This is a genomic window from Methanospirillum hungatei (genome assembly GCF_019263745.1).
In the GTDB taxonomy this organism is placed as follows: Archaea; Halobacteriota; Methanomicrobia; order Methanomicrobiales; family Methanospirillaceae; genus Methanospirillum; species Methanospirillum purgamenti.
This window is the reverse complement of the sequence record NZ_CP077107.1, coordinates 1014989-1026344: the sequence shown is the minus strand read 5'-3', so window position 1 is coordinate 1026344 and position 11356 is coordinate 1014989. Positions and strand designations below refer to the sequence as shown.

Below are 11356 nucleotides of genomic sequence, written 5' to 3'. Positions count from 1 at the left end.
ATGATGAATGTTATCTCAGTTCGGGATTTATTCCGGGTTTATCGCCTTGGCACGGTCGATGTTCATGCACTGAATGGTCTTTCAATTGACATCGAGAAAGGGGAATTTGTCGGGATCATGGGGCCATCTGGGAGTGGAAAATCAACGCTTCTGTATCAGATCAGTCTGCTTGATAGACCATCATCCGGGTTTATCTCGGTCCAGGGAACAGATGTTGGAAGATTATCTGACCGGCAGCGGACAAAGTTCAGACTGAAACATTTTGGATATGTGTTTCAGGATTATGCTCTTGTGCCCGAGCTGACAACTGAAGAGAATGTTTCACTCCTCCCAATGGCACTTGGAAAATCTGATGAAGAATGCCATGAAATGAGTGTTGATATCCTGGATGTTGTGGGTCTGAAAGAAAGATTGTCTCATTTACCACGGGAGTTATCTGGTGGGGAGCAGCAGCGGGTTGCTATTGCCAGGGCCATGGTAAATCAACCGGATATAATCTTTGCTGATGAACCATGTGCAAATCTGGATAGTGTCAACTCCAAACGAATTCTTGATCTTTTCAAACAACTAAACCAGGAAAACGGACAGACCATTGTGATGATATCACATGAAGATGAAGATATTGAGTATTTTGACCGGGTGATTCAGATATTTGACGGGAAGAATGTTGAGAACTAGGGGTATTCATTCCTGCCATGTATGTTGTTTCCATATGCGGATATATGGATAAATTCTCAATAATATTGAATAATTCCTGCGAAAAATAAAAATGGAGGGTTATCCCCCTCCATGACATGCTCCGTCCTGTTGAAATGCCGCATCATTGAATGCTGATTCACCGAGATCTTCCCGTTCATACACTATCTTTTTGATCTCTTTATCCTTGCTGTCAATGGTGGCTTGCTCTTCGAAAGATGCTGGAATTAACTGGTCAATTCGGTACAACAGGTGGGTGCTGTCAAGTTCTACAAAGGTCTGCCCATGCTGCTCCTGGAACCTGACGACTGTTCCAAAGGTTCCGGTTTTGGGGTATTTCGCATAGGATCCGATATCGATCACAGGTACCACCAAACCCTTATTTTGTGTACAAATACTTAATGCTAATTCTTACACATTCCATATCTACCAAACGATGATTGATTTTTGGACATGAATTGGAGATTCGTTATCTGGGAAATATTTGTGAATGATAATCATCTTTTACCCGGAAAACATATGACGTTATCATGGAGAGAGAGCATGGTTCAACTCATTATACAAAGTCTGGAAGATCTGGTGAATTGTTCAGCCAGATAACAATTCATGCCTCTCCTGAAGATATCTGGGCCGTTCTGACTGATTTTGACAAATATCCTCAATGGAATCCGTTTATCAAAAAAATCCAGGGAGAAATATGTGAAGGTTCAAATCTTAAAATCTCCTTGCAGCCACCAGGAAGTTTTGGAATGAATATAAAACCGGTCCTTCTCAAGGTGAATCCGTTTAATGAAATGAGATGGCTTGGTCACCTCCTATTTCCGGGGCTTCTTGATGGAGAGCATGTCTTAGAGATCAGGGCCAAAGGTGATGGCACCTGTCTTTTTATTCAAAAAGAGTTTTTTTCTGGTTTAATTCTTCCTCTTATGGAAAAAATTATGATGAAAAGCACTGGTGAGGGGTTTTTTCAAATGAATGAAGCACTCAGGGACAGGGTAGAATATTCTTTTCATTAATCGGTGGGGATATCATGTGTGATATGAGGTTGTCACCATGAGGAACCCACATGGAATGATATTATATCTCCTGGGCTTTTATAAGAGATGAATAGACACCATTCAACCTGACCAATTCATCATGGTTTCCTCGTTCAACAATCGTTCCTTCCCGGAGTACCAGGATCTGGTCTGCATGTTTTATCGTTGAAAGACGGTGAGCAATAATCAGCACCGTCCGTCCGGAACTGAGATCTTTTAGTGCTTCACGTATCTCAAGTTCAGTACAGGTATCAAGAGCTGATGTAGCCTCATCAAGAATGAGAATCGGGGCATTTTTAAGTACAGCACGTGCTATTGCAATTCTCTGTCTCTCCCCACCAGAGAGCCGGACGCCTCTCTCTCCGACAAGAGTCTGGTAACCTTTTGGTAGGGCAGATATAAAAGAATGAATCCGGGCAACCTGAGCTGCTTCTATAACATCTTCATCGGTTGCATCTGCTCTTCCTAGCCTGATATTTTCCATGATTGAGGTATTAAGAAGAAAAATATCCTGAGTTACTATCGCTATGGTATCGCGAAGGAGAGAAAGCTGAAGCGAACTGATTTCATGACCACCAATCATGATTCTTCCGGAGACTGGATCCCAAAATCGCATGATCAGGTGAGATATGGTAGTTTTTCCAGCTCCCGTCATTCCTACAATTGCAACTGTTTTCCCGGCAGGAACACGAAAAGAAATATCCTGAAGAACCAATGATTCCTGTGGATTATACCGAAAACTGACGTTTTCCACTAAAAGAGATGGTTCAAGAGATACTGGATGAACAGGTTTGTCGGGTTCCTGGACAGACGGGGTAAGATCCATCAGTTCATACAATCGCTTCGCCCCGGCAAACGTGAGGCTGAATTGCTTTGAAATCTCGACGATATTAGCCATTGATGCAAATCCTGCCGAAGTGAAGAGGATGATAATCGGCAGGTTCAGGGGATCTATCTCTCCTCTTGTAGCAAGGATGGAGGATATTGTCAACATAACAATAACACCTCCAGAGAGAATCAGGATAAAGGATGCAGTAATAATTGAATTTTTCCGGACATAGATGCCGTATTCATCCTGATATTGATCACTCATGGACATTACCTGTTTAAACCGTGATTCTGAACGGGAAAAAGCAAGTATCTCCCGGATACCCTGAACACTATCAATAAGAAATGAATTGATTCCTCCGATAAGTTCCCTGAGCTGGTTCCCCCGTTCATCGTTGAGTGAAAGAGCAAGTTTTGGAAGAAAAGCAATGCATAGAGTAAGGAGAGCATATACTCCTGCAACTTCTGGATGGATGAAAAATAGGGAAATAAATACGATAACTGGTATGACAATAGCCGTGACCAGGGGCGCTATGGTGTGAGCAAAGAAGAGTTCCAAAGTCTCAACATTATTTCCTGCGATAGAAACAATATCTCCGGTTCTTTTTTGCATAAGAATTGCGGGAGCCAGAGGTTCAATAGTCCTATAAAACTGATCCCGAAGATCTGCCAGGAGCCGGTATGCTCCCACATGACAGAGATATGGGCTTAAATATCCGGAAATTCCCCGTAATATGGCAAGACAAAGGATGAATAATCCTACTGGAATTAACAAAGATGCTGGTTCTCCAGCCCGAGCCATCCGGAGAAGATCTACTCCAAGAAGACCAATACCCAGGGTAAAAACATACTTACCAATCTCTGCAAGAATCCCAGTAGAAAGAATAGGGATCTGTGGCCCTAATACACTAAAAAGGCGGATATAAGGTGAGTTCTTTTTCATAGAATACCCCCGGAAGAACCTGTATACTCTTTTCCACCTGCAAGTTCCTGAGCATGAACAAGAGAGGCGAATCTTCCGTTCATACTCATCAGTTCTTCATGGGTTCCGGATTCAACGATATATCCTTCTTCCATAACCAGTATCTGCGAGGCATCACGAATTGTCGAAAGCCGGTGTGCAATCACCAGAACCGTCCGCCCCTTCAGAAGTGTTTTCAGAGCCAGTCTGATATGACGCTCACTTTCTGCATCAACACTTGCAGTAGGTTCGTCAAGAATGAGGATGGGAGCATCTTTTAAGATTGCTCGTGCAATAGCGATACGCTGTCGTTCTCCACCTGACAGTCGAAGACCTCGCTCACCGGTCATCGTATCTGTTCCATTAGGGAGAGAGAGGATGAATTTATCAAGACATGAGATAGAAAGAGCCTCCATTATCTCTTCTTCAGATGCATCAGGTCTCCCAAAGAGGAGGTTATTCCGGATGGTATCATAGAAAAGGTACGTATCCTGGGAAACTAGAGATAATTGCTGCCTCAAAAGATCAAGAGGAATATCCCTGATTGGAAGGCCACACACCTTTATATTGCCGTTATCTGGATCATAATACCGAAAGAGCAGATCAACCACTGTACTCTTTCCAACTCCGGAAGCTCCAACGAGTGCTACCATTTCACCTTCATTTACAAAAAAGGAGCAGTCATTCAGAACCGGACGATCCGGTTCATATGAAAAAGAAACATGGGAAAATTGGATTGTCTGTTTCAATGGGGGAGTTATTGTATATGGTTTTTTTCCATCGGTGATGGTAGGTTCTAATTCAATAAGATGTAAAATAGCATTTATTGTGGTTTTTGCATTGATACTGTTATGATAGTACTGACCAAGATGAATGACATGCTCATAAAAAACAGGCCCGAGTAAAAGAACTAGCATCACCTGTCCGGTAGACATGACTCCAACACTCATCTGGATACAGACATACAGTAATGCTGATCCATATCCAAGATAAGGAACCATTTCAGCAGCAAAACTTACTAAAAGTCCAATTCGAAGCCTCCGAATCCAGGTAAGACTGAGTCTGTCAGCCCGTATCCGAATCTCCCCGGCACGTGCTTTATGCTGATTAAAGAGTTTTAAGGTAGGAAGTCCCTGCAGGCTTTCAGAATAATATGCACTCAGGTTTTTGTATTCCCTCCAAACATCTCCTCTCCCGATTCTTCTCTTCCGGTTAGAGATCATGATCATGACGGGAACGAGGGGAACAAAAATCAGGAGAATCAGGGCAGTGATAGGATCTACAAACACAGAAAATCCGACAAAAAGTGTTGCCGGAACGATCATGCACAGGAGGATGTAGGGTATGTAGTATGCCACGTACTGCTCAAGTTGCTCTGTCCCGTCTACAAAAGTTGCAGCAATCGAGCCTGAATCATTCCTATCGGTATATCCGGGTCCGAGCTGGAGGAGATGTTCATACATCCGTGATCGTATCGCCCGTTTCATCACTCCGGCAGTTGTATGTGCAGATCGCTCTCGAAAGACCTCTGCTGCGATCCGTATGGTTAGTATCCCGATCATTCCCGTAAGAACAGGAAACATGACTATGAGATCTTTTCCGTCAATCAGGCCGGAAATAAATGTACTCACTAAAAAGAGAAGCAGGATAGATGCCAATGAACTCAAAAGAGCAGCAAAAAATGTCCTGGTTACATGACGACCTAGTCCGGGGATCAGACGAACAAGTCTGAGGTCAATACAAAGGGAGATGAGACGGTGAAAAAAAGATCCATCATAGCCGGATGTATATTCCGGTGATTCTTCATGTGCCATTCAGGCAGGTATCTCCTTAAAACCAGTTTCCATAAGTGCTGGAATAAAGGTTTCATTTTTTACCGGACTTACCGGCACAACGTGAGGTTTACCTAATACTGTCAGAACCACTGACTTTACTCCATATACCTCTTCAATCATATCAGGAGTATAGAGGTCATCTGGTTTTCCTGCAGAAAAAATCTTGCCATTTCTTAATATGACCATTGAATCTGTATATCGGGCACCCAGGTTCAGATCATGAAGGGCAATAATTGCCGACATATGTCGTTCTTTCACCAGGTTATTTACGATATCCAGCACTTCCAGCTGATGCCTGATATCGAGGGCTGAAGTCGGTTCATCTAAAAGCAGCACCTGAGGTTCCTGACAGATTGCCCGAGCGAGGAGAACCATCTGTTTTTGGCCGCCGGACAAACTTGCGAAATCCCGCATTGCCAGATCCCCAATATTGAGCCGGTCCAGAGTGTCAGCAACCTTATCAATGTCTTCATCGCGAATTCGCCAGGCTGAATGGGGACGTCTTCCCATAAGTACTGTTTCAAAGACTGTTGAATCCATGGCACTTGTCCCATGCTGAGGCACAAGGCCGATATTTTTTGCGAGATCAACCTGGTCCATTTTCAGGACATCTTTACCATTGAGCAAGATTGAACCCTTTGGTTTTAAGATGGTGTCAATACATTTTATCAGAGTGCTTTTACCGGAACCGTTCGGACCGATAAGCCCGGTCATCTCTCCAGGTCCGATACAAAACGTTACATCATGCAGGATATCTGCTCCCGGATAACTGAAACATACTCTTTCAATTTCTACATTTACCATAATTCTTTCCTCTTTTTCATAAACAGGTACATAAAGAACGGAACTCCGACAAAAGCAGTCATAATTCCTACCGGGAGAATCATTGGTGCAAGAACTGTCCGTGCAATAGTATCAGCTCCCAATAGGAGTATTCCGCCAACCAGTGCAGATCCCGGGATGACATACCGGTTGTCTCCTCCAATTATCATCCTGGTAATATGAGGAGAAACAAGTCCTACAAATCCAATAATTCCACAAAATGCGGTTACCGATGCAGTCAGGAGAGCTCCGAAAACGAGAGTTCTCATTCTGACTCGTTCAACATTAATCCCCAGGCTATGAGCAGTCTCGTCACCGGCCCCGATTATGGTGATGTCAGAAGCCCTGTAAATCAGGTAGGGGATGGAAAGGGCTGCAATTATAAAAACGATAAAGACAGTTTCCCAGCTTGCTACAGAGACACTTCCCATCATCCAGAATACAACTGCTTGTACCTGTTCTGCTGTTCCGAGGTACTGAGTAAAGGATGTGACTGCATCAAGGAGGAACATGATGGCAATACCTGCAAGAATAATTGCTTCCGGAGTCATTCCTTTACTTTTTGCAATTGAGTAAATGACCATGGTCGCAACAAATGCACTCAAAAAAGCGTTCAGAACCACACTGTAAGATCCAAAGATTCGAAAGCCTCCAATAATCGCCAGAGATGCGCCCATTGCCGCAGCTGATGAAATACCGAGCGTAAATGGTTCAGCAAGAGGGTTTCGTAAAACCCCCTGCATAATAGCCCCGGCAACACCAAGGCTTGCACCTGACACAATAGCCATGGCAATACGGGGGAGGCGAATTTCCCAGATGATGGTACTTGCTACTGATTCAGATAGTCCCATTCCTGGAAAAATCCCTGCCAGGATGGTGGTATACACATCGGTCAGGGTCAGATCATATGAACCAAAAGTGGCGGCAATACCGATCAATAATAAAATACCAACACAAACGGTGAATAAAAACAGAATCTTTCTCGAATGATAATGATGAAACGATTCCCGAATCCCCTGAATTGAAGAATTATGAGCAATTGTTTCTGAATTATGTTGACTCATGACTACTCGATGCCTCAGGATGTTCTTCTATTCCTGGTGATCTTGATAACTAAGAATGGGTGGGATATGTTATTACTATTTTGAAATTATTGACACTCAGTATGTATCTTTTAAATCTCATTCTAACTTATACTGTCTAGATAGAAATGTGTATGAAAAAAGATATTTTTTTGAGCGGCATTATCATAACGCTACTCACTCTTAGTTGTTTTTGTGGTTTTGTATCAGCGTCAGGAATGGAATATACCCTCTTCATATTTGGTAATGCGAATAGTGACATGAATTTAGATCAGCAGGATATTGACCTTATAAATGAGATTGCGGCAGGGAAAACAGATACAACCCATCTTGTAGATGCGAATCAGGATGGAAAAGTTGATAGTGCTGATGCAGATCAGGTCAAAAAGATCATGGATGGCAGCGCCACAGAGATATGGGTTCAGGATTCATATGAACAACCAGTGAAAGTAAAAACTCCGGTTAACCGTATTGTTTCCCTTGATCGGATGATTGCCGAAAACGCCCAGACAATTGGGATAGGCAAGAAGATTGTTGGTATCGATGAGAATACAGTAACCCGTGGGGTAATTCTGCCGGAGATTAGCAAAATGACCAATGTCGGTTCTGCAGATGAACCAGATATTGAACAAATTATTGGATTAAAACCGGATCTTGTGGCCCACAATCAATACTTTGATGAAGCGCTCATGAGTAAACTGAGAACCGCGGGTCTTACTCCTTTGAGTATGATTTATCATGGAGATATCCAGAACAGCCTTGGGTATTCAAAGCTTCTTGGATACCTCGCAGGATCTCCGCAAAGTGCGAATGAATATGTTGACTGGATGGGTGGGACACTTGGTAGTATCCATGATAAACTATCCGGATTATCGGAAGAAGAGAAAACAAAGGTCATCTATCTATATCCACGGAAGGGGACCGCTCTTGGAAGTGGTGGAAATGATTGTCCGACCATCAAGACTCTTCAGTTCCTTGGTGCTAATACCATGACCACAGATACCAAGGATACGGCAGGTAAAGTAATGGATACCGCGTCTTACTTTGAAATTGATCCGGAAGTTGTGATTGCAAAGAACCCGGAAGCAATTGTGATGGAAGATTTTGATGAAGCTCTTGGATATGGTTTCACAGATAAGGCAGCAGCACAGATGGTTCTTGACCGGGTGAAATCGAGACCAGGCTTTGATAAGATAGATGCGGTAAAGAACGACAAGGTCTATCTGCTTGATGTAAATATTGTTTCTCACAGCAATTGTCTAGGGGCTTTGTATATGGCTAAAGCTCTGTATCCTGACCAACTCAGCGATGTTGATCCATATACGATCCATCAGGAATATGTTGACAAATTCCTGAAAGTTCCAGGTCTTGACGTAAAGAAGGATGGGATTTTTATCTATCCTGATTTATCTAATTGATGAACAAATTTCCACTCTTTTTTTATAGTTGAAACTCATGGACAAAGAAATTAAAGATAAAATTTATTCTTCAATTGGTGGTCATTTTTTAGTTGATCTCTACTCTCCCATACTCCCCATTATTCTGCCGACACTTATCATTAACATGAACCTCTCTTTTTTTCTTGCAGGCCTAATAGTAACTGCATTTAATGTAACATCTTCTGTTGTTCAACCTTTTGCCGGTTTATATAGTGACAGGACTGGAAAAAAAGCACGTATCTGGATTTGTGTATTATTCTCCAGTGTAGGTATTTCTCTTGCCGTTCTGACTCACAATTATCTTCTCATGCTTGTCCTGGTTTCCTGTGCAGCACTTGGTAGTGCATTATTTCATCCCGCGGCAATGGAAACAGTATTCAGGCTGAGCCCTCCGGAAAAACGTGGAGTTTTTAATTCGATTTTTACCACGAGCGGAAGTGTCAGTTACTCAATAGGACCACTTATTGCAGGCATCATGATAACATTCTATGGATTATCAAGTATTGCCTGGCTCGCAATTCCCGGGATTATCGGGGCATTCTGGATTTACTTAGTTGATAAAAGATTTCGTTCTTCTCATGCTGCTTTGTATGAGAGAAAAAAACCAGTTCAACAGGTAGATCGGGAAAAATACTGGTGGGTACCGGCAGGACTTGTGGTCTCACTCTGTTCTCTTCGAGCCTGGACTTATGTAGGAATCATAACGTATCTGCCTGCTCTCCTGATTCTTGGCCAGCAGGGAATGGATACTATCACCACATCGCTTATTGTGACGATTATGCTCTTTATCGGCGTGAGTGGTCAGATTACAGGAGGGTATCTTTCTGATCGGTTTGGCAGGAAAAACATGCTGGTATTTGGATTTGCATCTGCGGTTCCATTTTTCTGTCTCATATTTCTGACACAGGGATGGCTTATGTATGTCGGGATTTTCATGTACTCATTTTTTGCATGTTTCTGTTATGTCACATCAGTTACCATGATGCAGGAACTTCTCCCCGGAAGTGTTGGTTTTGCATCCGGACTTACACTTGGGCTTTGTGTCGGAGTCGGAGGAATAGGTGCTGCAATAATCGGATGGGCTGCTGATGCTATGGGTTCGCTCCCGGATGCTATGTTTCTGATGGTTATTCCAACGATAATATGTCCGATTCTTGCAGTTTTCATTAAGTATCCGGGAAATGAAAGAATCCGGAAGAATGAATCATAATATACTAAAAATCCTATTTTTTGAACCTAAAAATAACTGTTTCTCTTTTCATTGGTAGAATTTTTTTGAGCACTAGCTTTATATATTAATAACTTCATTTTCAGGTATCAATATGAGGTGAGAGCAGTGAACAGATGGTTATTCATCCTGATTTGCAGCATAATGGTAATTATCTCAGCAAATGTCGTTTATGCAGCAGATGCTAATTTTGCCTACTCAGGAGTTGCCACGTATGATGAACAGCCGGCTACTCTGAATCTTGCGATAACCGGAACCGCTGTGACCGGAACGTTATCAAAACCCGGTGTTTGTGAGAGTAACATCCGGCTTACCAGTACTACCCTTACTCTTAACGGAGTACTTGCCGGGGGGTCATGGGAAGGGTCAGGAACAATTTCCGGAACCTGGACCGGAGGTGATTCTGTATGTGGTACACAGCTTACCATTGCAGACGGGTATCCCCAACAGGGAACATTTACTATCTCCTATGATGGAAGTACGGTACAACTCCTTCGAACCGGAGCAGCACCACTTCCTTCAGGCTGGACATACGATTTTGGACCGACCGGACAGGTATATACTCCCCCGGCAGCATTTCCAGTACCAATTCTTGATTATACCACTACATCTTTAGTTGATGATAATTATCTCAATTCAGATAGGAAGTCAGCCTTTTCAATAACTGATAACAACGTATATACCTGGACCGAATTAGGACCGGTTTATGGTGGTGAGCAGGTACAGATTATCTGGAAAGATCCTAGTGGAAAAGAGTATTACACATCAAATTATGTCATTTCAGATCCGTCAGAACAGAATTTGGAATTTTGGGAGACATACACACTCTATTCATATATTAACATCGCCGGATGGGATCCAGCCCAGAATCCAGGTACCTGGACATCCAATATATACATAAATGGAAAGTTTTTGTATTCCCAACCGTTTACGATATCTGCACCTTCAAGCGGAGGTGGGATTCTGACCGGGCTCTCTTATCTTCCATCATCACCAGTTACCGGACAGGATGTTACCTTTACGGTAAACACAAATAATCCTCCGGCAAATCCCTCTTATTCCTGGGACATGGGAGAAGCCTTCTTTGATGGACAACCGGTAGCATGGACCGGAGAGCCGACCTTTACATATAATTATTATAATCCGGATAGATACACCGTTACGGTCCAATTGAGGGATAAAGATAATTATACTACCATTCTGGACGAAAAGTCCTGGGATGTAGTAGTAAGCGAATAATTATTTTATCCATTCTATTTTATTTAAATTGATTCCGTTTTTTTCCATTTCAATCCGATATATTTTTTATTCTTTCTGATTGTCTCTATAATGAAATAACACCAGCTTGATAGCAGGAAATCTTCAGTATCTGGTACTGATGGCATTGTTATTAATGCACAAAAAACCTGGAAAATACTCTGTAATATC

The 11356-nt window shown here is 42.5% G+C and carries 10 protein-coding genes; 5 read left to right on the top strand and 5 right to left on the bottom strand.

Translation table 11 applies throughout. The features are described from left to right. Positions 1-678, top strand: a complete 678-nt coding sequence (locus KSK55_RS04795) for an ABC transporter ATP-binding protein (RefSeq protein WP_250545164.1) — start codon at positions 1-3, stop codon at positions 676-678. Between the two features lie 99 nt (positions 679-777). Here the strand turns inward: KSK55_RS04795 and KSK55_RS04790 are convergent, their stop codons facing one another. Further along, positions 778-1059 carry a DUF2098 domain-containing protein gene (locus KSK55_RS04790; protein ID WP_256664180.1) on the bottom strand — a complete coding sequence of 94 codons (282 nt, stop codon included), beginning with the start codon at positions 1057-1059 and terminating at the stop codon, positions 778-780. 167 nt (positions 1060-1226) lie between these two features. Between KSK55_RS04790 and KSK55_RS04785 the strand changes: the two genes are divergently transcribed. Further along, entirely contained in the window at positions 1227-1712 is a 486-nt protein-coding gene (locus KSK55_RS04785; RefSeq protein WP_218608396.1) for an SRPBCC domain-containing protein, read from the top strand. A 61-nt stretch (positions 1713-1773) separates the two neighbouring features. Here KSK55_RS04785 and KSK55_RS04780 read toward each other — a convergent pair whose 3' ends face one another. Genes KSK55_RS04780 through KSK55_RS04765 form a run of 4 tightly spaced genes read right to left on the bottom strand, consistent with a single transcriptional unit; the run spans position 1774 to position 7243 of the window. Beyond that, a complete protein-coding gene (locus KSK55_RS04780; protein WP_218608395.1) occupies positions 1774-3504 on the bottom strand; it encodes an ABC transporter ATP-binding protein in 1731 nt (576 codons plus the stop codon). Further along, complete coding sequence (locus tag KSK55_RS04775; protein ID WP_218608394.1) at positions 3501-5336, bottom strand: ABC transporter ATP-binding protein/permease; 1836 nt, start codon at positions 5334-5336, stop codon at positions 3501-3503. Before KSK55_RS04775 ends, KSK55_RS04780 begins: the two co-directional genes overlap by 4 nt. Further along, on the bottom strand, positions 5337-6161 hold the full coding sequence (locus tag KSK55_RS04770) for an ABC transporter ATP-binding protein (RefSeq protein ID WP_218608393.1): 825 nt from the start codon (positions 6159-6161) through the stop codon (positions 5337-5339). Further along, a complete protein-coding gene (locus tag KSK55_RS04765) occupies positions 6155-7243 on the bottom strand; it encodes a FecCD family ABC transporter permease (RefSeq protein ID WP_218608392.1) in 1089 nt (362 codons plus the stop codon). Before KSK55_RS04765 ends, KSK55_RS04770 begins: the two co-directional genes overlap by 7 nt. Before the next feature lie 152 nt (positions 7244-7395). On the opposite strand from KSK55_RS04765, the gene KSK55_RS04760 reads away from it, so the two are divergent. From KSK55_RS04760 to KSK55_RS04750, 3 genes are all read left to right on the top strand, one after another. After that, a complete protein-coding gene (locus KSK55_RS04760; RefSeq protein ID WP_218608391.1) occupies positions 7396-8679 on the top strand; it encodes an ABC transporter substrate-binding protein in 1284 nt (427 codons plus the stop codon). Positions 8680-8716: 37 nt separating this feature from the next. Continuing rightward, positions 8717-9910, top strand: a complete 1194-nt coding sequence (locus KSK55_RS04755; protein ID WP_218608390.1) for an MFS transporter — start codon at positions 8717-8719, stop codon at positions 9908-9910. A gap of 126 nt (positions 9911-10036) precedes the next feature. Continuing rightward, a complete protein-coding gene (locus KSK55_RS04750) occupies positions 10037-11167 on the top strand; it encodes a PKD domain-containing protein (protein ID WP_218608389.1) in 1131 nt (376 codons plus the stop codon). The last annotated feature ends 189 nt before the right edge of the window (positions 11168-11356 follow it).